19 protein-coding genes and 1 pseudogene are annotated in these 21,018 nt (G+C 57.0%); 13 read left to right on the top strand and 7 right to left on the bottom strand.

The features are described 5' to 3' along the window. The 8 genes from AC13QE_RS00245 (at position 1) to AC13QE_RS00210 (ending at position 7,568) form a co-directional block, all read left to right on the top strand. The gene (locus AC13QE_RS00245) at positions 1–555 is read left to right on the top strand and encodes a slr1658 superfamily regulator (protein ID WP_132720377.1); all 555 of its coding nucleotides are present in this window, start codon (positions 1–3) and stop codon (positions 553–555) included. Between the two features lie 18 nt (positions 556–573). After that, positions 574–912, top strand: a complete 339-nt coding sequence (locus tag AC13QE_RS00240) for a slr1659 superfamily regulator (RefSeq protein WP_015343796.1) — start codon at positions 574–576, stop codon at positions 910–912. Positions 913–1,464: 552 nt separating this feature from the next. Continuing rightward, complete coding sequence (locus AC13QE_RS00235; protein WP_488482083.1) at positions 1,465–2,478, top strand: UDP-glucuronic acid decarboxylase family protein; 1,014 nt, start codon at positions 1,465–1,467, stop codon at positions 2,476–2,478. Further along, positions 2,478–3,464, top strand: a complete 987-nt coding sequence (gene galE / locus AC13QE_RS00230) for a UDP-glucose 4-epimerase GalE (protein ID WP_488482082.1) — start codon at positions 2,478–2,480, stop codon at positions 3,462–3,464. Before AC13QE_RS00235 ends, galE begins: the two co-directional genes overlap by 1 nt. Next, positions 3,461–5,293, top strand: a complete 1,833-nt coding sequence (locus AC13QE_RS00225) for a glycosyltransferase family 2 protein (protein WP_488482081.1) — start codon at positions 3,461–3,463, stop codon at positions 5,291–5,293. The genes galE and AC13QE_RS00225 overlap by 4 nt, the downstream gene beginning before the upstream one ends. A 242-nt stretch (positions 5,294–5,535) precedes the next feature. Continuing rightward, on the top strand, positions 5,536–6,075 hold the full coding sequence (locus AC13QE_RS00220; protein WP_488482080.1) for a DUF995 domain-containing protein: 540 nt from the start codon (positions 5,536–5,538) through the stop codon (positions 6,073–6,075). A gap of 17 nt (positions 6,076–6,092) precedes the next feature. After that, a complete protein-coding gene (locus AC13QE_RS00215; RefSeq protein ID WP_488482079.1) occupies positions 6,093–7,040 on the top strand; it encodes a glycoside hydrolase family 26 protein in 948 nt (315 codons plus the stop codon). Positions 7,041–7,055: 15 nt separating this feature from the next. Then, positions 7,056–7,568, top strand: coding sequence for a DUF995 domain-containing protein (locus tag AC13QE_RS00210; RefSeq protein ID WP_488482078.1), 513 nt, complete (start codon positions 7,056–7,058; stop codon positions 7,566–7,568). Positions 7,569–7,700: 132 nt separating this feature from the next. Here the strand turns inward: AC13QE_RS00210 and AC13QE_RS00205 are convergent, their stop codons facing one another. After that, positions 7,701–8,021 (bottom strand): hypothetical protein, encoded by a 321-nt coding sequence (locus tag AC13QE_RS00205; protein ID WP_488482077.1) that lies wholly within the window; start codon positions 8,019–8,021, stop codon positions 7,701–7,703. A 484-nt stretch (positions 8,022–8,505) separates the two neighbouring features. On the opposite strand from AC13QE_RS00205, the gene AC13QE_RS00200 reads away from it, so the two are divergent. Then, positions 8,506–9,636: a helix-turn-helix domain-containing protein gene (locus AC13QE_RS00200; RefSeq protein ID WP_488482076.1), complete on the top strand. Its 1,131-nt coding sequence runs from the start codon at positions 8,506–8,508 to the stop codon at positions 9,634–9,636. A 134-nt stretch (positions 9,637–9,770) separates the two neighbouring features. Here AC13QE_RS00200 and AC13QE_RS00195 read toward each other — a convergent pair whose 3' ends face one another. Further along, a complete protein-coding gene (locus AC13QE_RS00195; RefSeq protein WP_488482075.1) occupies positions 9,771–10,778 on the bottom strand; it encodes a LacI family DNA-binding transcriptional regulator in 1,008 nt (335 codons plus the stop codon). 317 nt (positions 10,779–11,095) lie between these two features. On the opposite strand from AC13QE_RS00195, the gene AC13QE_RS00190 reads away from it, so the two are divergent. The 3 genes from AC13QE_RS00190 to AC13QE_RS00180 all read left to right on the top strand — a co-directional run bounded on the left by AC13QE_RS00190 (position 11,096) and on the right by AC13QE_RS00180 (position 14,776). Then, on the top strand, positions 11,096–12,082 hold the full coding sequence (locus AC13QE_RS00190) for a substrate-binding domain-containing protein (RefSeq protein ID WP_488482074.1): 987 nt from the start codon (positions 11,096–11,098) through the stop codon (positions 12,080–12,082). Between the two features lie 161 nt (positions 12,083–12,243). After that, complete coding sequence (locus tag AC13QE_RS00185) at positions 12,244–13,770, top strand: sugar ABC transporter ATP-binding protein (RefSeq protein ID WP_488482073.1); 1,527 nt, start codon at positions 12,244–12,246, stop codon at positions 13,768–13,770. Then, the gene (locus AC13QE_RS00180) at positions 13,754–14,776 is read left to right on the top strand and encodes an ABC transporter permease (RefSeq protein ID WP_112411066.1); all 1,023 of its coding nucleotides are present in this window, start codon (positions 13,754–13,756) and stop codon (positions 14,774–14,776) included. The genes AC13QE_RS00185 and AC13QE_RS00180 overlap by 17 nt, the downstream gene beginning before the upstream one ends. A gap of 53 nt (positions 14,777–14,829) precedes the next feature. On the opposite strand, the gene AC13QE_RS00175 is transcribed toward AC13QE_RS00180, so the two are convergent. After that, entirely contained in the window at positions 14,830–17,856 is a 3,027-nt protein-coding gene (locus AC13QE_RS00175; RefSeq protein WP_488482072.1) for an alpha-mannosidase, read from the bottom strand. Between the two features lie 242 nt (positions 17,857–18,098). On the opposite strand from AC13QE_RS00175, the pseudogene AC13QE_RS00170 reads away from it, so the two are divergent. Further along, positions 18,099–18,257 (top strand): annotated as a pseudogene (locus tag AC13QE_RS00170) (sugar ABC transporter ATP-binding protein); the annotation flags it as partial. A 13-nt stretch (positions 18,258–18,270) separates the two neighbouring features. Here AC13QE_RS00170 and AC13QE_RS00165 read toward each other — a convergent pair. From AC13QE_RS00165 to AC13QE_RS00150, 4 genes are all read right to left on the bottom strand, one after another. After that, positions 18,271–18,486: a hypothetical protein gene (locus tag AC13QE_RS00165; protein WP_132720364.1), complete on the bottom strand. Its 216-nt coding sequence runs from the start codon at positions 18,484–18,486 to the stop codon at positions 18,271–18,273. Between the two features lie 183 nt (positions 18,487–18,669). Further along, positions 18,670–19,470 (bottom strand): GGDEF domain-containing protein, encoded by an 801-nt coding sequence (locus AC13QE_RS00160; RefSeq protein ID WP_488482848.1) that lies wholly within the window; start codon positions 19,468–19,470, stop codon positions 18,670–18,672. 401 nt (positions 19,471–19,871) lie between these two features. Further along, entirely contained in the window at positions 19,872–20,402 is a 531-nt protein-coding gene (locus AC13QE_RS00155; RefSeq protein WP_488482071.1) for a chromate transporter, read from the bottom strand. Next, complete coding sequence (locus tag AC13QE_RS00150; protein WP_488482070.1) at positions 20,399–20,965, bottom strand: chromate transporter; 567 nt, start codon at positions 20,963–20,965, stop codon at positions 20,399–20,401. Before AC13QE_RS00150 ends, AC13QE_RS00155 begins: the two co-directional genes overlap by 4 nt. Positions 20,966–21,018: the final 53 nt, after the last annotated feature.

Below are 21,018 nucleotides of genomic sequence, written 5' to 3'. Positions count from 1 at the left end.
ATGACGACAGCAATTTTCGGCGAGGAACGTCTGGTTTCGTTCGACGCCACCAATGCTCTTCGCATACGACTATTCGACGGACCGCTGCATCTGGCATGGCGCCATTCGGCCATGACATCCGACTTTATCGCGGAGACGATAGCGCTCGGTTTCCGCTCTTCCGAGCGCCAATACAAGACGGTGCGGCACGACATCGGTTACCTGACCAACGAGCTTATCGAAAATTCGATCAAATTCCGCGCCTCGGGCGAGATCCTCATCGAGGCATTGAGGGATGGCCATTATTTCCGGATGCGGATCGTGAATTTGATCGACCGCGAAGCTATGGCGCGATTTCAACAATTATTATTGAGAGTTACCGCTGGCGATCCCGGCGATCTCCTCATAGAACAGATCGAAGCAAGCGTTCTTGCCGGCGACGATGCGTCCGGGCTAGGACTGTTGACATTGATGAGCGACTACCAGGTTCAATTGGCCTGGCATTTCGATGAGAATGGCCCGCAAAAGCGGATCAAGCTCCAAACCTATGCCGCCATGGCGATTGCATCGGCGTGAACCCGCGAGAGGCCGTTTATGGAAATCAAGGAAGAAGCATTCCGCGTCTGGTCCGAAGGCAGCACCTTATATTTTGACGGCACGATGCGCCTGGCTGGTCCCGATGCCTATGCACCGGTCTACGATCTGGCCAGGTCAGTTCTTCATGGGAGCGGAGGCAAAGCGACTTTCGATCTGACCGGTCTGCAGTTCTTGAATTCTTCGGGCATCAACCTGCTTGCCAAACTGACCATAGAAGCACGCAAGCATCCGAATATTCACCTCACAGTGTGCGGCTCCTCGCAAATTCCCTGGCAGATGAAATCATTACCGAACTTGAAAAAACTGCATCCGCGCCTGGATTTACGCCTGACCTAGCCCATGCCGCGCAAAACTGCGCGACGATTTTGCTACGATGACATGCTGAAATCAAAGACTGAAGCGCGACATGGCGAACCTCAAAGATCGCAACGCGCTTTAGCGATCAAGTGCCCGTCGCCAAGCGTCCCAACGCTTGAACGCGAATAGTCGCTGCGACGAGGCGTCGTCGTGACACGAAATAACGCGTGGGTCTATTAGTCGACGAACCTCGGTTAGTTCCACCTTACATCTCTCGGCTTCTTCGTCTACACAAATAAGTATAACAAATCGAAGCTGCTGGAAAATTATTCAGTAAATATCAGTTAAAATAATACCTTAATGGTAAGCGCGCGGCACGTTAGTTAATCTTCGCACTTATTTTCCGTGTCATAAAAATGTACAGAATGCAAAGCTTCTGCATTCCGTGATAATGACAGAATTGTTAATTATCGGTAAAATATAACCGTAAATTGTAGCAATAATTCCTTGTTGTAAAAGCCTTGCACAAGGGAAAAGGCGTTGCTTTTTCCTGAATACTCGGCTGCGCGTCTAATTTACCGGGAGGGTTTGATGGGCATAGCGTTCAAATCTACAAGTATATCGCTAAACAATACAAAGAGACGTACCATCCTCGTTGCGGGCGGCGCAGGGTTCCTTGGGTCACATCTTTGCGACCGACTTCTACAGGATGGTCATGAAGTCATATGTGTGGATGATTTTTCAACCGGACGGATGGACAATCTCTGGCATCTCCTTCGTTACGAGACGTTCAGTTTCATCCGCCACGACGTCATCTCATCGCTCGATCTGCCCGTCGACGAAATCTACAATCTGGCTTGCCCGGCATCTCCGCCGCATTATCAGGCCGATCCGATCCGTACGATGAAAACATGCGTTTTCGGCGCGCTCAACTTGCTGGAGCTTGCCACATATCATCAAGCGCGCATTTTCCAGGCCTCGACCTCGGAAATCTATGGCGACCCCCACGTGCATCCGCAGCCGGAAAACTATTGGGGTAACGTCAATTCCTTCGGCCCTCGCTCGTGCTACGATGAAGGCAAACGCTCCGCTGAAACGCTTTTCCGTGACTTTCACGCCCGTCATGGCGTCGACATCAGGATTGCGCGCATCTTCAACACCTATGGACCGCGCATGCGCCCCGACGACGGCCGCGTTGTTTCCAATTTCATCGTACAGGCGCTGAAGGGTGAGGATATTACCGTCTATGGCGACGGCTCTCAGACGCGCTCCTTCTGCTATGTCGCCGACCTGATCGAGGGCTTCATTCGCCTGATGGCCGACCAAACGACGATCCATACGCCCGTCAATCTCGGCAATCCGGCGGAGTTTACCGTGCGCGATCTTGCCGAACAGGTCATCGCGATTACCGGCTCCAAGTCGAAGATAATCCATAAACCCCTGCCGATCGACGATCCCCGCCAGCGCCGGCCCGATATCACCATCGCGAAACGCGAACTGGGATGGGAACCGTCCATCGCCCTGACGGATGGATTGAAGTCCACCATCGCGTACTTCGAACGTCAGTTGGTACGTACGAGCAGCGAGCTTTTCGAGGTTGCGTGATGGGCAAGCAAAAAATACTCGTCGTGGGTGGCGCCGGCTTCATCGGCAGCCACACCGCGAAGCTCCTGCATCGACAAGGCTTCGAGCCGGTCGTCTATGACAACCTCTCGACGGGCCATCTGACCTCCGTGCGCTGGGGACCCTTCGTGGAAGGAGATATTCTCGACACATCCCATCTTGCCGAGACAATGGAGGAGCATAGACCTGCTGCAATCATCCATTTCGCCGCCTCCGCCTATGTCGGCGAGTCCGTCGAAAATCCTGCTAAATATTATGCCAACAATGTCAGTGGCACGCTGTCGGTTCTGGAGGCATGCCGCCGCACGGAAGCGGATAAGCTGATCTTTTCATCGAGCTGCGCAATCTACGGAATTCCCGCGCATCTGCCGATCCGCGAATGCGAGACGCCTCAGCCGATAAATCCCTACGGCAGAACCAAGCTGATTGCCGAACATATGCTGGCCGACTATTCGGCAGCCTATGGCCTTTCCTATGTGGCGCTGCGTTACTTCAACGCCTCCGGCGCCGATCCGGAACAGGAACTCGGCGAATGGCATAACCCCGAAACACATCTCATTCCCCGCGCATTGCTGGCGGCGGCCGGCACGACCGAAACCTTGGAAGTCTACGGCGACGATTACGACACGCCGGACGGCACGTGTGTGCGCGACTATATCCATGTGCTGGATCTTGCCAAGGCGCATGTCCTGGCGGTCGAATATCTACTGGCCGGCGGAAACAATCTCGCCGTCAATCTGGGAAGCGGCCACGGCACGTCGATCAAGGAGATCGTCGGCGCGATCGAGCGCGTTTGCGGTCGCCAGGTTCCTGTCGCCATGCACAGGCGGCGGCCGGGCGATCCGCCTGCTCTTTATGCCGCTTCGGATCTTGCTGCCGAGAAGCTTGGCTTCCGCGCTCTGCATTCGGACATCGAAACGATCATCCGGACTGCAGCTCCCTTCTTCGGGCTGGAGATGCGAGGATGACATCGATCCGAACACGAGCTCAAGCAATGAAGGACCGGGCGTTGATGACGCCGGTGCTGCAAGGTCGCAAGCGCGCGGAATATATGGTTTGCGCCGCGTTATGGCTTGCGGCACTCGGCTATTTCTGGAGTTGGTGGCTCGCACCCGCGCACCATGTCGACGCTCTCGGGTCGATATTGGTGACCCTGGTACTCGCCTGGGTGACGATCATCCCAGCCTATTTCATTGTCGTCTTCTTCCGCGCCGAAAAGCCGAAAGGGGAATTACGACTTCCTGCCGGCAGCCGCATCGCGATGGTGGTGACCAAGGCGCCATCGGAGCCCTTTTCGGTGGTGGCCCGCACGTTGGATGCCATGCTGGCGCAGGAGGTGACCCACGACACCTGGCTGGCAGATGAAGATCCGTCGCCCTCGACGCGGGATTGGTGCAGCAAATATGGCGTCCAGATTTCCACCCGGAAGGGGCGGGACGATTATCACCGCCAGACATGGCCCCGGCGCACCCGCTGCAAGGAAGGCAACCTTGCCTTCTTCTACGATCACTACGGCTATGAAGGCTATGATTTCGTCGTGCAGCTCGATGCCGACCATGTGCCCGAACAAGGCTATCTTTTCCAGATGCTTCGGCCCTTTGCCGACCCGGCAGTCGGCTATGTGTCCGCGCCGAGCATTTGCGACCAGAATGCCCATGAGAGCTGGGCGGCTCGCGGCCGCCTCTATGCGGAAGCCAGCATGCATGGATCGCTTCAGACCGGGTTCAATCATGGGCTGTCGCCACTTTGCATCGGCTCGCACTATGCCGTCCGCACCAAGGCCCTCAGGAGCATTGGCGGGCTGGGACCTGAACTGGCGGAAGACCACTCCACCACACTGATGATGAATGCGTATGGCTGGCGCGGCATTCACGCGCTCGATGCCATTGCTCATGGCGACGGTCCACGCACTTTCGCCGATCTCATCACCCAGGAGTTTCAATGGTCGCGCAGCCTCATGATGATCCTGCTGCAATATTCGCCAAGCTTGATCAAACGGCTGCCGCTACGCCTCAGAATGCAATTCCTGTTTTCGCAGCTCTGGTATTCCCTCTTTTCTCTCTTCATGGCGCTGATGTTCATCATGCCGATCATCGCGCTTACGAGAGGAAAGACCTTCGTCGATGTGTCGTATCCTGACTTTTTGCTGCATTTCGTGCCGCAGTCCATTCTGCTGATCCTGTTCGCCTACCGCTGGCGCAGTACGCATACATTCAGGCCAGTCGATGCGAGTATTCTGAGCTGGGAGATGACGTTGTTCCTGTTTGCCCGCTGGCCATGGGCACTTATGGGTTCTCTCGCTGCCATTCGCGATTGGACGACTGGAACATTCGTGGATTTCCGCGTCACTCCGAAGGGTACATCGGACGTCGATCCTCTGCCATTCAGAGTTCTTGCACCCTATGCCATGCTCTCTTTTGTCTCCATCCTGCCGGTTCTATTTGTCAGTGCTGCGGAAGAGAGCAGCGGCTTCTATATCTTCGCGACGATGAATGCCACCATCTACACTTTACTGCTGCTGGTCATCATCGTTCAGCATGCGCGTGAAAATACGCTCAGCGCGAGCAGGCGCTTTTACCGGCCGGCGCTCGCCAGCGGTCTGATTGCTCTGACTGCCCTGCCATTTTTCGGCATCATGGAGCACGGCCGCGCCGGAGCACAATCATTGATTTGGGACACCGACGGCTACGTATTGTTCGATACTCGCTTTTCGGTGGCAGGTGCTGGAATTGGCGGTCGCGGACTGCACAGAATGGTGCTCAATCCGCACTGGCACGTGAGCGACACGGGCGATTGAGTTTCATACAGGGACACTATGGTGGAACGCAGATGAAGATGGCTGTTATGGAAACCGAGCAGGATCTCAGCGCGCTGGCGGAACGAAGCCATGCCCGTCAGATCGGCGCTTGCATCTGCGCCATAGGTAAGTCGGCAAGCACGCAAGGTAACCTGCGAGACATTGCCAGGCGGCGAAACCGGCAGCGAGCCTTGAGGGCAGCAGCGCCAAGGCTCGCCAATCACGAACACGGGAGAAATAATATGAAACCATCAAGGAAGCAGACCTCCCTCCTCCCCGCAGCATCGCTGGCATGCGCGATTGTTCTCGGGCTTGCGACGGCGAGCAATGCGGCCGTAGCCGCGACCACCACCAAGGTGCCGGACGGCGCAAGGCCCATGACAGCGGCTGAACTCTACATGCTCTATCACGACAAGAGCTGGCGCTGGCCCGATGGCGCCGGCCGAATGCAGAATACCGACCGTCGGTTCTCAGCCTGGGTCGACGGAACCGGTGGACAATCCTGGGCTGAAGGCCGCTGGGCTATAACAGACACCGGCCGGCTGTGTCTGGAGGCAACCTGGCATGCCGCAAACGGCCAGTTTCCGGCCAAGACCTGCTTCGTCCATCGCATCTTCGATGGAACGATCTATCAGAAACGCGAGACTGGCGGAGCATGGATTGTGTTTCGCCATCCCATTACCGAGAAAACCGATGAGGCAACAAACCTCATCGAAGATGATCTGGTCTCACAACGACTGGAGGCCTTGAAGACCTCTTTAACCGTCCGCAAGACCGAATAGAGGAAGGAGGCAATGCGATGAAAACCCTATCGAAACTAACGACGGCTTTGCTTGCGGCTGGCGCCCTCTGCGGGGGCATATATGCTGCCAACAACGGCTTGGATGCAAGGGCCGAGACCCGGCCGCTCTTCAATGACAAGAGGCCGATTATCACTCCCCAATCGCTACCGGGGGGTGCCTATGATCCCAACGGGGATTTCTCCAATGACCCCAGTCCAAAGATCGAGCACCTCTTCCTGCCTTGGGAAGATGTCGATCTGTCGACGCTGAGCACGGCAGACGAATATGCCCGCAAGCGCGGGCGCTCGCTGCTGATCACGATCGAGCCGTGGTCATGGGCCCGCAACTGGCGGGTCACGCCAACCGATCTTCTCAGTGGAATTCTGGCGGGTCACTACGATTCCAACATGACAGCGATCTGCTCCGCGGCCGCCAAGCTCAAGGCGCCCGTCACCATTCGCTGGGCTCATGAAATGGACGAGAAGAACGGACAGTTCACCTGGGCCTATTGGAAGGCGGACGACTATGTGAAAGCCTATAGGCACGCGATCAATGTCTGCCGCAAGAGCCTTCCCACGGCAAAGTACATGTGGTCGCCGATGGGCAAGGATGGGCTCGAGGCCTACTATCCCGGTGATTCATTCGTCGACGTCGTCGGATTGTCGGTGTTCGGTTACCAACCATTCGATCTACGCAAGCTCGGGCGGGATTCGACCTTCGTGGAAGCGACCAAACCCGGCTATGACCGTGTGAAACGCTTCAAGAAGCCGATCGTGATCGCGGAATTGGGCTACCAGGGCAACGAGGCCTACGTTCACGCATGGGCCGAGGAAGCCAACAAGCCGCACTCCGAATTCCCCGACCTGCAATCGGTGGTCTATTTCAACGATCGTGAAGTCTACCCCTGGCCGGACGGTCTGGGCAGGCCGGACTGGCGAGTCGCCACACCGCCCCTGCTGAACTGACCGCGATGATGAAAGGTGGAGGAGAAACATATGTGCTGGTTCCGTTTCATCATCCTGAATACCATGTTCGCGATGCTGCTGGTCGGTACCGCGAACGCGGCGACGCATCGTCATATCGATCGAATGACGGCGCACGCGGCCCATCAAGCCATGCCGATGAGTGCGAAGGAGCTCAAAAAGCTCTACGCAGGACGCTCCTGGATATGGAAAGACGGGGCCGGCTTCTTCTCCCGCCATCACCGCCGATTCACGGCCTGGTCGCACACGGGCGCTCGAAAATCCTATGCAAAGGGCACCTGGTATGCGACCGATCGCGGTAGACTCTGCATGAGCGCTGTCTGGCACAGCAAGAAAAGTGCAGCATCCAATGTGTCCTGCTTCCTGCATCGCGAGAAGGCTGGGATCATCTATCAGAAACGAGCATCAGGCGGAAAATGGTATGTGTTCCGTCATAATCCGATCAAACATGATGACGAAGTTCTGAAACTACGACGGGGCGATTATGTTCGCAGTCATCTGCCCGGTTGAAGTCGAATACTCACATAGGGGCTTTTTCTTGGATAGCGGGCGGCACGCGTCCCCACTTGTTCCGTAGAACCGCCATCCGGAGAATGCCCCTATTCTTTGCCGCGCGCACAGCGCGACAGTCGCTGGCTCAGCTTAGAACGCGCCGCGATTGTAGCAATGCGACGTTCTTCCAAATCCGCTTGGCGTACAGATATAGGGAGCGCCCTTGAAGTAGTCCTCAGCGGACATCGAAGTAGTCTTGGCAAGCGATCTTCCACTGTAGAAGACGACGTCGTTCTTTTGATACTTCTTCATATATAGCTGAACCGTCTTATTTTTTACATGCAGGTTCTCGGCCGCATTAGCGTTTACAGCCATTCCTGCCGAAAATGCAATCGCAAGTATTACAGGCACGGAAATAGCAATTTTTCGATTGCCAGTAGTCAGATTATAAGAGTTCTTCCAAAAACTCATAAGTTTACTCTCCTTTGCAAGTTTCACTCGTGTATTTCAGCTGAAAATATTTAAGCAACTTCTATAAATATCTTGAAAATATTAACGAAATCTGCTTAATTTCCCTACAGCCTTCCGGCGGGGAACTGCAACAATGCTGCCTGCAATGAATATAGCTTGGCGCGATATTCGGTGGATGCACAGAGCCTTGACTCAGACATCCACAGACTTCTTTGGTTCGCTGGCCAAGGCGCATCGCAGGGCAGAATCATTTTCTCAAGACGTGATCCAATCACGTCCTTTCAGTCCGCCAACCGGCGGACGCTCGGATGGACTGGAATTCGGGCTGTTTTGCGACGAAGGGGGAATATCTTAGATATGCAAGATTTATACTATCCCCGCGCGATCTATTTTGGCCGTCCATCACTCCCTTTCATCCGCCCGTTGCCAGAACAATGCGGCGATCGCCAGTCGAGTTGGAATGCTTCGTCGAAAGGCTATTACGATGATTTGGGATAAAACGGAGACTAGCTCCGAACAACCGACCCTTGTCGACAGGCGTCGCTGGCCCCGCATTTCCGAAGCTCCCCTTTGCGGCAACGCCACAGACCTGCCGGTACTCGTGTCGCTGCCGTTTTCCACGTCCAATGAGGCTCCCAACCGGCAATTCCTGGCTTGGCGGAAGCATATGGCGCCCTTGATCGATGCTTATCTTCCCGAAAGCGCCGAGGCCGCCGATGGCTTTGCTGCGAGCCAAACCGTATGGAATCTGGAAGGGGCACTTCTCGTTCAGCAGCAAACGCCGGCCTTCCGTTATGAGCGCCCTGCAGAAAAAGTACGCTTCAGCGCCATAGATCATTGGCAGATCACCTTTCTGCGCACGGGCAGAACATGGACCAGCGTCAACGGACATGTGGTCGAAAACGAGCCCGGCATGATGGAAATCCGGGCACTTGGCTGCCCGTTTTACGGCCGCACCATAAGCGCGCAATCTGTCTCCCTCATCCTGCCTTGCGATCTGTTTGCCGATCACGGCGGATTGCCTGGAGCAAGCAACAACATCGTCCTGGGGGGTGAGCGCGTCAAGTTGCTGGCTGACTACATTGCTTTTCTTGAAGCAAACCTCGACCGTTTGACAAAAGACGACCTGCATAGTGTACGAAACCAACTGCAGGAAATGATATTTCATAGTGTCGCACCGTTGGTGAACGGCCACACGACCGGCGATCGCAGCTCCGAGATCGGCCTTATGACAAAAGCTCGTCGCTTTATTCAGAACAATCTCGGATCGGCGGATCTAACCCCTGAAGCATTGAGCCGTGAATTGGCAATCTCCCGAACCAGGCTTTATGGGCTGTTCCAGACATCGGGTGGTGTTTTGAACTATGTGAGAAGACGAAGACTTCTGGCTGCACGCGCGGCACTTGCCGACTTGAGCAACGGTCAGAAAATTGCAGATATAGCCGGCAATCTCGGCTTTGAATCAGCAGCTAACTTCAGCCGGGCCTTCACACACGAATTCGGCTATAGCCCAAGCGAAGTCCGCAGGCATACAGGCGAATGCAAAGTCGATCATCTACCGCAGATGACGGAGACATCCACCTTCGGCGACTGGCTTAATACGCTCGGTATTTGAGCGGTATAAAGCGACATGTCGGCATGGCAGTTCCGATGGCAGTAGTTCGGATATTGCTACAGATACATGTGGCGAGCAATATATGCAGTCGATATGCGGTGTAGCGGCTGCTAGGTCACCGACATCACCCGCTTTCAATCCGGCTGTGGTGAAGAGGTTGTTTCCCCCTCGGAAATCTCGCAGGGCAACAAGAGTGGTTTGCCGAGCTCGGGGGCACCCTGCTTGCTCAATAAAACAGCGACCGCCGCAGCCGCTATGTCCTGAATTGGCTGCTTGACGGTGGTCAGACGTGGGATTGTCATGCTTGCAAGCGGAATACCATCAAAGCCGACGATGGAAAGGGCAGCCGGGATTGGAATTCCCAAATCGTGAGCTGCCCTCATGCAGCCGATCGCCTGTTGGTCGGAGCTGGCGAATATGGCGGTTGGGCGCTCGTGGCGCGCGCGTGCGAGAAGATAGTTTCCGGCAGACCGTCCGCTTTCATAGTCGAAAGCGGCTTCTGCGATCAGCGGCGTCGCACTCTCCTCGCCATCGCCGACCAGCTCCATTGCATCGAGATAGCCCTTGAGACGATCGTTCGCGGGAACCGAGTCCTTCGGACCTGAAATGAAACCAATACGGCGATGGCCGAGCTTCACGAGATGCTCGACTCCGAGACGCACGCCGCTTCGATGATCGGCGGCGATGCCGGAGTAGCCCGGCAGGAGGCGGTCGACGATGACGATCGGCAGCCCCTTCGGCAGTTTGAGCGTATGGAAATCATTGCTCGGAACAAGGATGATGCCATCCACCTTCCGGCTTGTCAGCTGGCCGATACGATCCGCCTCCTTGGCTGGATGATCGAAGGAGGTCATGACGATGATGTTATAGCCATGCCTTGCCGCCGCCTGCTCTGCGGATTGCACAAGTTCCGAAAAGAAGGGGTTGGTCAGGTCGGGAATGACGATGCCGATGAGACGGCTGACCTTGCTGCGCATGCTTCTGGCAGATGGGTCTGGCATATAGCCGAGCTGCTCGATAATACCCCTGACCCGCGCCCTCAATTCCTCCGTCACGGAAGGATGATCATTCAAAACCCTTGAAACGGTCCCGGTGGAAACCCCCGCCAGCTTGGCAACGTCTCGAATTCCGACCTTTGGCATATGGATACCGATATCCCTTCATCTCACCTTCCGAGGCGCCTGATTCGGGCTCTCAGCTAATGGTCTCCGCCGTCTTAGTCAAAGGCTTCAAGGCAAGCCGATTCTCCATTGCGCGGATAAATGCGATACTCACATGGAAACGGTTCATCATATCTTTCTTCCGGCGTTGGTAAAGTTGAAATTTCAGCCAAGTTGAGCCGATTTCGATAGCGCCTTGACAATTCTTAGCGGCATGCTACCCAATATGCGTGGAACCGGTTCATTGTCGTGGACAACTCAGGTGGAGCTGAGCCAAGAACCGTTCAGGAGGAGAGAAAATGTCCAATTCTACCAAGCGCGACACCGCCTTCATCAACACGCCGCGGCGCTCTGCGCTGAAACTCGGACTTGCCGGCACTCTGGTGCTTGCGCTGTCCTGCGGCGTGTCGCCTGCCTTTGCTGCCGGCAAGCCCAAGGTCGGGCTGATCATGAAATCCCTGTCCAACGAGTTCTTCAAGCAGATGAAGGCCGGCGCGGACAAGTACGCCGCTGAAAACAAGGACAAGTTCGACTTCAAGGCCGTCGGCATGAAGGACGAACGTGACTTTGCCTCGCAGGTCGACGCCGTCGAGAATTTCGTGACGCAGAAGTACGACATCATCGTCGTCGCACCGGCCGATTCCAAGGCCATGGCCACGCCGCTTGCAAAGGCGGTGAAAGCTGGCGTGAAAGTTATCAATATCGACGTGCCGCTCGATGCCGACGCCAAGAAGGCCGCCGGTATCGATCTCGCCTTCTTCGGCCCTGACAACGCTGCCGGCGCCAAGCTTGCCGGTGATGCGCTCGCTAAGGATCTTGGACCCGGCGCAAAGGTTGTGATCCTGGAAGGCAATCCCGAGGCCGACAACGCCAAGGAGCGCAAGGCAGGCTTCATGGATTCCATCAAGAACGGTAAGCTCGAGCTTCTCGACAGCAAGACCGCACATTGGGAAACCGAAGAAGCCAATACCGTCATGACGAATTTCCTGACGAAATATAAGGATATTCAAGGCGTCATGGCTGCAAACGACTCCATGGCCCTCGGTGTCGTCAAGGCGCTCGATGCATCCGGCCAGGCAGGTAAGATCAAGGTTGTCGGCTTCGATAACATCCCTTCCGTCAAGCCCTTGATCAAGGACGGCAAGATGCTTGCCAGCGTCGAACAGTACGGCGCGGAAATGGCAGCCATGGGCATCAAGTACGGCCTTCGCGAATATGCCGGCGAAAAATTCACTGGCTGGGTGAAGACCGACGTGACGCTCGTCACCGCCAAGGACCTCAAATAGTCGATAAACCCGCCTTGCGGGCAGGGATGCGTCGGCATTCGCCGGCGCATCCGCTTTTCGATCGATATTCTGACCGGCCGTTTAGCGTGAGGCGTTAGCTCCAGTGGAAGGCGGCGCGAGGAAGATCGTTATCTCCAATTCGAAATGGAAACGCTGATGAGGTGGACGTGCCAGAGACAGTAGATGATGTCATCCTGAAGCTGGAAGGAATAGGCAAGCGCTTCCCGGGCGTTGTGGCACTGAAGGATGTCTCAATAGAGATCAGTCGCGGCAAGGGTCACATTCTTCTTGGTGAAAACGGTGCCGGCAAATCGACGCTGATCAATCTGCTTGGCGGCGTCTTCAAGCCGGATGATGGCCACATCCTGTTTGACGGCAAAGCCTATCATCCGTCCTCTCCGCTCGAGGCGTTCAAGGCGGGCATCCGGGTCATTCACCAGGAGCTACATCCGCTTTCCAATCTTACCGTCGCCGAAAACTTGCTTTTTGAGCATCTGCCGCGCCGATACGGCTTGGTAAACTATAGGCAAATGAACACCAGGGCGGCGGAGCTGCTGGCAGAAGTCGGCCTCGGCGTGGCGCCGACGACGCTTGCCAGCAGCTTGAGCGTCGCCCAGCTTCAGTTGCTCGAGATCGCCAAGGCGCTCTCCAACGAAAGCAAGCTTCTGGTTCTTGATGAACCGACGGCAACCCTAACCTCCAAGGAAGTTGATCGGCTCTTTGAGATTCTCAAGCGGCTGAAGGCGCGGGGCGTTACCACGCTCTATATATCGCACAGGCTCGAAGAGATCTTCGAGGTGGGCGATGACGTCACCATCCTGCGCGACGGGCAGCATGTGATCACGCGGCCGCTCGAAGGGCTCGGAATTCCGAAAATCGTCGAACTCATGGTCGGGCGCGAACTTGCGCAGCACGACGCCCTCCGCGGCGACAGTACCATCTCCGGCGAGGCGCTTGGCGTCTCCGGTCTCAAAGTGACGAGCCACAGCCCGGAACTGTCATTTTCCGTTGCCAAGGGAGAAATCGTCGGCATTGCCGGGCTTGTCGGCAGCGGCCGCACCGAGGCTGTTCGAGCCATATTCGGCGCCGACGCCAAGGCTGCAGGCGAAATCCGCATAGATGGCCAGCCGGTCGAGATTACCTCGCCCAAGGACGCCGTTACCGCCGGGCTGTGCCTGGCGACAGAAGATCGCAAGGTACAAGGGCTCATGCTCGACATGAGCTGCGCGCAAAACACCACCATTACCAATCTCGCCAAGGTCTCCCGCAACGGATTGATTTTGCGCAAGGCGGAAGACGAGTCCTCACAGCGTCTCGTGCGTGAATTGCGAATAAAGACACCGTCCATCCATCAGGCCGTCAGGACATTTTCCGGCGGCAACCAGCAGAAGGTCGTCATCGCCAAATGGCTGTTTCGCGGCCCCAAGGTGCTGATCTTCGACGAGCCGACCCGAGGCATCGATGTCGGCGCCAAGGCGGAAATCTACGAGCTTCTGTGGAAGTTTGCCGCCGAGGGAAAAGGCGTCCTCGTCGTGTCTTCGGATCTGCCGGAACTCATGAGCATTTGCCATCGCATCATCGTCTTCTCGGACGGCAAGATAGCCGGGGAAATCTCCCGAGCCCAATTTGACGAGAGCAGGATCCTCTCGCTCGCTTACAAGGAGTACAGTCGTGTCCGGAAACATTGAAAAGGCGACCGAGGCAAAAGAGGCCAGCGTCTGGGACAAGCTTATCCGGATCTCGATGAAAGAGGCCGGTGTCGCCATAGCCCTCGTCCTGATTTTGATTTTCTTCTCGCTGACGGCGCCCTATTTCGCGACGCCGGAGAACTTCCTGAAGATCTTCGTGCAGATCGCCATCAATACGGTGCTTGCCGCCGGCATGACCTTCGTCATCCTCACCGGCGGCATCGATCTTTCCGTCGGATCGCTGCTGGCGCTTTGCACAGTCATCGGCGCGACGATCATGATCGACCCGAGGTTTTCTCCCTGGCAGGCGATCGCTCTCGCATCGCTCGCCTCGATGGGGGCCGGCGCGATCCTCGGTGCCATCAACGGATGGATCTGCGAGAAATGGAAACTTCCATCCTTCATCGTCACGCTCGGCATGCTTAACGTCGCAAGCGGCCTTGCCCGCGTCGTCAGTGATAACTCCACCATCACCGGCCTGCCGCAGCCCTTCGTCGATTTCGGTAATCTGATTTTCTGGGGCGTCCTTCCATCGATCTTCCTGATCGCCATCGTCGTCGTCCTCATCGGCTGGTTCGTGCTGCGCTATACTGTGTTCGGACGTTTCGTCTTCGCAATCGGGACGAATGAGGAGGCCGTCCGCCTATCGGGACATGAACCGAAGAAGTACAAGATTGCGGTCTTCACCATTTCCGGACTGACTGCCGGCATTGCGGCCATGGTCTATCTGCTCCGCCTCAATGTCGGCAGCCCTGTCGCCGGCATCGGCTATGAATTGAACGCGATCGCGGCCGTTATCATCGGCGGAACCAGCCTTTCAGGCGGCAAGGGATCGATCATCGGGACGCTTGTTGGAGCCTGCATTCTGCAGGTGCTGTCCACGGGGCTGCAACTCTTGGGTGCCGACGACAACATCAAGCCGATCGTCATCGGCGCCGTTATCGTACTGGCCGTCATTCTCGACAGCTATCGCGGCCGGTTGATGCGGATATTGGAGAGCCGCTGACAAGGCGGCTCTCCGGAGCAAAGGCTATGGCCCGACAAAATCGAGCTTTGCCGTCAGGCCCGCTGCAATTTCCAGGTCCGGATTTCAAACGGCATGATGTCGGCAGTGCCGGTGCGTTCGATCGGCTCCTCCAGGATGTTCAGCGGCCCCGAAGCCTGCCATCCTGACGGCAGGGTCAGCGACAGGCGGCCGCGCCGACCGGCCGGTTCGTATAGCCGCAGGATAAGACCCTCCCCTTCCTCGGCCGGTTTCAGGCCGGAGAAGGCGACTGGTGCGCCTTCGACGCCAAGCGGCGATAAGGTGCCGGCCGAAAGACCGCTTGCCTCCACGCTGACCAGCGGCTGGTTGAGATCGATCGCCTCAGCTAGAACACCACCGTCATACCACGCGCCCTCATGCGGCATCAGCGCATAGGTAAAGCTCTGCTCGCCTTCATCGGCCAGCGGATCGGGATAGATCGGCGAGCGCACGAGGCTCATGCCGATGACATTGCCGCGGGCGCTGTGACCGTATTTGGCACTATTGAGCAGGGCGACGCCGAAGCCGGGTTCGCTCAGATCGACGAACCGATGCGCCGCCGCCTCAAACATCGCCTGCTCCCAGGAGGTATTGGTATGCGTCTGCCTCTCGACGACGCCGAAGGCGCATTCGAAAGTGGCGGTGCGCGACCGCACGGCAACCGGATTGAGGGTTCTCAGCAGCGTTCGCCGATCATGCCAGTCGATGGTCGTTTCGATATCCAGTCTGCGGGCATTGGCCGTCAGAACATAAAGCTGAGTCACGGTCGAGTTGCGGTATCGATTGATGACACGGATCGCGGCGCGATGCGGTCCCTCCTCGACCAGAGTGATGCTCTCCGGCCGATCGAGCCGGATGCCTTTCTCGGCATAGTCGGCATCCACGTCCCAGGCATCCCAATTGCGCGGCTTGTCGGCGGGATAGACCCAGAGCTGGTTGGCAGCCTCTTCGAGAGCCTCCCGCCCCGTTGCCTTGTGAACAAGGCTTGATACCGCTCCATCCTTGCCGATGATGACAGACAAATGCTCGTTTTCGAGATGATGGGTATCAGCTTTCAGAAGCCCGGCAGGCCTGATCGCCTTGCGATCGAAGACCGCGACGGAAAGAGGTGCGACGGAATCGGCCGAGGCCAGCATCGTTCCATCCGACAGCGTTGCGGTAAGCGGGCGTGGCGAAAGCGACGGGTTGACGACGACAAGCGCATCCGTGACCCCGCCGGTTGGAAGACGGGCCGACAGCGTCGTCAGGGACCTGACTTGCTCCGCCTTGGCATTGTCGATCACGCCGTCAAGCTCGCGCTCGGCATCGGCATAGACCTCGCGAATGCTCGATCCAGGCAGGATATCGTGAAACTCGTTCTTCAGAACGACGCGCCAATCCGTCTCGAGGCTTTTGGGCTTGGCAGCGCCCAGCATATGGGCAAGCGAGGCCAGCGTCTCCGCCGTGATCAGGGCACGTTCGGCCTGGCGATGCTTGCGCTTGACCCCGCTTTGTGACGTCAGCGTCGCGCGATGCAGTTCGAGGTAGATTTCCCCGTCCCAGACCGGAAGCTCCTTTTCCTTAGCGGTGCGGTGCGCCTTTTCGTAATAGCCCTTCACAGTGCCCCAGCGTGCCTTCGGGATCGCCGGGAAGTCCCGCAACTGTACTTCGCGCTCGACCATTTCCGGCGTGACGCCGCCGCCACCATCGCCATAGCCAACGGCCAGCAGCGAGGTGTCATGCTGCGTCTTGCCGCGGAAATTCTTCCATGTCGGCACGAAGCAATCCGGCTGCACGAAGCCGTTATAGCCTTGCATGGGGTTATCGAACGTATGGGTCAGCACCTTGCTGCCATCGAGCCCCTTCCACCAGAACAGGTCGGACGGAATGTGATTGCTTTCGCTCCAGTTCACCTTGATCGTGAAGAAGCTGTCGATGCCTCCAAGCCGCAGGATCTGCGGCAGGGCACCGGAAAAGCCGAAACAATCAGGCAGCCAGCAGACGCTGTGACGCAGGCCGAAATACTTTTCGAAATAGCGCTGGCCATAGAGAACCTGACGCACAAGGCTCTCGCCCGTCGGCATGTTGGTATCAGGCTCGACCCACATGCCGCCGACCGTCTCCCACTTGCCTTCGGCCACCTTCTTCTTGATCCGCTCGAGCAGTTCCGGATCATCTTCCTCTATTTGCGCATAGTATTGGGCGGTCGATTGGTTGAAGCGGAAGTCGTCGGAGCGCTCCATCAGCGAGAGTGCAGTGTTGAAGGTGCGGCGCATCTTGCGGCGCGTTTCGCCATAGGGCCAAAGCCATGCCAGATCGATATGGGCATGGCCGGTCAGCAGCAGTTCGCCATTCTGTGGGAAGCGCTTTTGAAGCTCTTTCAGTTGCGCAAGCAATTCATCATAGGCAGCAGCTGCCGAAGCACTCTGCGCTTCGCTAAGACCGGCTGGATTGTCCTGAAGTTCCGGCAGTTCCCAGATCTTCTGCTGCATTGCCGCGCCTGAGGTGCGCGAGATATAGGCTGATGTGTCGGAGGGCCAATCGAGGCTGCGCAGCGCCCGTTCGGCGGCATCGATCAGATGCGGCACGACTTCGTGGCCGTCAAGAATATCGGCAGCCTCGCCGATCTGCTGCAACAAGAGATGCAGCCGGTGGACCGGCTCATCCAGCCAGATCAAGCGCGCCCTGTTCAGCTTCGGCGCCCTATTCGGCTCCCCGAACGGAAAACGCGCGACGCTCTCGGTCGCGATCTGGAAGTCGCGACCCTTGAGCGGAAACTCCTGGTGATAGGGGTCGAGGCCGAAGGTCTCAGCTTCACCATCAGGGTAGCGCAGCGTCAGCAGGCTCTCGCCGCCAAGGTCGAGCTGCAGGCGGATCTGCTCGAGCGGCCAATCCTGCGGCGCCGTTGCCTTGGCAGCGAAGCGAACCGTTCCGTTGCGATGCGGCCAATCCTGATGATGCGCTATCGGCTCTCCATCGAAGGTCCAACCATCGATCGCGAGGCTTTGCCTGTCACGCCAATACGCAAGCTCGGCAGTGCGGACTTTCAGGCGATCAAGGCGTTGGGCAATAGTAAGAGACATGGCGGATCCTATCGGAAAATCGACAACTGGCGGCGGAGGAGAGAATAGATTAGCGCAAATGGGTCGCCAGCCCCGCACCCATCTCCTCCCAGCGGATCGCGCAGCGAGAATTTAGATTAGGTACCTTTGTTTTGGCGTCAAGGCGCGCAGAAATAAGTTGCGAGAGCTTTGTCCGTGATACACAAGCGTGAAAATATGCAAGAAAATCGAAGATCCGAGGCGTGAGGAAGGGTCGCTTTGACGTATCACGGCGCTGGACGCAGACGGTCACCTGCGTTTTTCGCGAACGGATCAGAGCTGCACCGGGCGATGTGCTGCACATCGCACCTGCCGATGAGGCCGTTCATCTGTTTGACGAAAGCGGACAGCGCATCGCTAGAACACGCTCGGAATTCAATTGAGGAGAGATGTCTATTACCTGTGTGATGCCGCACGCAGCGATGGAGCGGAAGCCGTCTTGCGAATGGTAATTTCAATGCCGCCCATGGACGTACCGTCATCGGTTACATCCGGTATGCGAATGCAAAGGACGTCGGAATAGTTGCGGAACGTGCCGCCGATCAGCTCATATATTGCAAGTGCAGTATTCTCGGGAAGCTCTTCGACCGATACGCTTTTACGTTGCTGCATGGGATTCTCTTCCAAAAGTCGGGCCGCCTTCAAGAGATTGGGCGACTGCCGACACTTTAGTCCTGATTTGTCGCAAAGATATCCCGGGAATCATGAAAGCTGTCACAAATACGTGAGGTTCATTTCCAGGAAAACGCGGCGACGGCACAATGTCGTGATTGGCGACCGAGTGGCGGGCTTACTCTATAGAGCAGCCTCGCATCGGGACCATGAAGATGGAGCGATCCGGAAGCCGTTCTTTCCCGACGATTTTACTTCATACAAACCACGATCCGCTTTGGTGAATATGTCCTTGGAAGAATGACCGGGCACGATTATCGCCGCGCCGACGGAGGTCGCGATGCGAATGGTCTTCGTCGGCGTGGAGACGGTCCAGTTCAATTCTCTGACAACGCGATCGGCGATTTTTGCGAGATCCTCAGTCGAAAGGCATTCGTGAATGACGGCGAACTCGTCGCCGCCAATTCGCGCGACCATATTGGCCTTGGGGACCGCGCGTGCAAGTCGGCGGCCTGCCGCCTTGAGGCAATCATCCCCAGCCTGATGTCCGAGAGTATCGTTCACGGATTTGAAGCCGTCGAGATCCACGAGAAGGAGCGCTGTGGCGGTTCGGCCCTCGGCTGCGCATATTTCGTTGAGAAACGTTTCAAATCTGGAGCGGGACGTCAACCCGGTGAGCATGTCGTACTCGGCCAATTGACGAAGCTGCTCGACCATCGTCTTCTCGGCGGTGATATCCTGCTTCATCCCGAAAATTCTGGTCGCAGCTCCGTTCGCGAATTCGACGCAGGCGGTTATTCTGATCCATCGCCGATTGCCTCTTGCGGTCATGATCTCAGCATCCAGGCTGAAACCCTCGCCAGTGCGAATTGCCTTCTCGCGCACCTCATCGAGACGCTTTCGAGCCTCGGGAGTGTAGAGTTTAAGGATCTCATCCCTCGTCAGCGGCGTTTGCGGCGCAAGATCAAAGAGCTCGTAGACCATATCCGTCCAGCTGAGTGTCTGGTCGGGAAGACTGCATTCCCATACCCCGATACGAGCGGCCTTGAACGATCGATCAAACAATTCACGCAAATGCATGAACTCGCGCGAGGCGATTGCCTGAGGATCGAGTATTCCATTTCCATCGCAGGACACTGGGGGCCTCACCAGCTGATCAAAAGGACCTCACCAGCTTTATCGCCGGTAATCTTTCCCAGTGGAATGATTACATGGATTGTTTGCATATTGGTTTCCAAATGCAAGAGCGCCGCGATGATCATCGACGTCAATAGCCCTATTTTGAGGGTGGCCTCCCTGAAACAGAGGATTTCAGGCGTTTGTGAAAATGAGTCCCAAGGTCAAGAAGGGTGTCTGCCCCAGACCTGATACTGAACCACTCCGGCTCACATCTGGCCGACACCGCTCAAGCCGATCAATGCGCCAACGCCGAGAACGATGAGCGGATGGACGCGCGTCGTCGAAAGGACAAGTGCGCCCACTGCGGCAATCGCCGCGAGAATCCACCCCTGGGTTGATGCCTCTGTGATGACAGCCGCGCTGGCGGTGACAAGCCCGGCGGTCATCGGCACCAATCCCGCCTGCACGATCCGTCGCCATGGCCTGTCCTTGAAGCGGTTCCAGAGATGAAGCACCAGATAGGTCAGGACCGAAGAAGGCCCGAACTTTGCAGCTGATGTGACGAGCATGCCCGCCCATCCGGCCACGTGCCAGCCGACCAGGGGCACGACCATCAGGTTTGGACCGGGAGCCGCTTGCGCCAATGCGAACAGCGCACCGAATTGCTGCGCCGTCATCCAATGCTGCACGTCGACGACCTGCCGATGCATCTCCGGAAGAATGGAATTGCCACCGCCGAAGGCCAACAGCGAAAGCTGGGTGAAGATGATTGCAAGAGAAACGAGGGTCATGGTCATGCTTCGAGCTTCCAGGTGGCGAGGATGCTGAGCGGCGCCAGAACCAGCATGGTCGGCAGCAAGGGCAGCCCGGCAATGGCGATGGCAGCAAAGCAAATGGCGGCAATGACCAAGGTGACTGGCCTGCGACGCAGCGGCAGGACGATCTTGACGGCCATCGAGATGAGCAGACCGGCCGCGGCTGCGGCAAGGCCTGCAAACATATGCTGGATATGCGGATCGCTATTGAACTGATCGTAAATGACGCCGAGACCGATGACGATTGCCGTCGGCGCGACAATCAGGCCAAGAAGAGCCGAAAAAGCACCCGCCACGCCCTGAAATTTCGAGCCGAGCGCAACCGCCATATTGATGATATTGCCGCCGGGCAGGAACTGACACAGCCCCAGCAGTTCGGTGAACTCCTCCCCCGTCAGCCATTTGCGATCCTCGACCACCATGCGGCGTGCGAGCGGCAAGACCCCACCAAACCCGATGAGGCCGAGTCTGAAAAAGCCGAAAAAGAGCTCCGCGACCGTTGGTCCTTCGCGTTGAGCAGCACTGGAATGAGAAATGGCATCCATATCGTGGCCTGTATGTTTATGTCGGACAGACCGTCAAAATAGACTTTTACCGA

It is taken from the genome of Martinezella sp. CNPSo 3957 (assembly GCF_057784395.1).
Note: the sequence above shows the minus strand (reverse complement) of the source record. Positions and strands in the feature narration are given on the sequence as shown.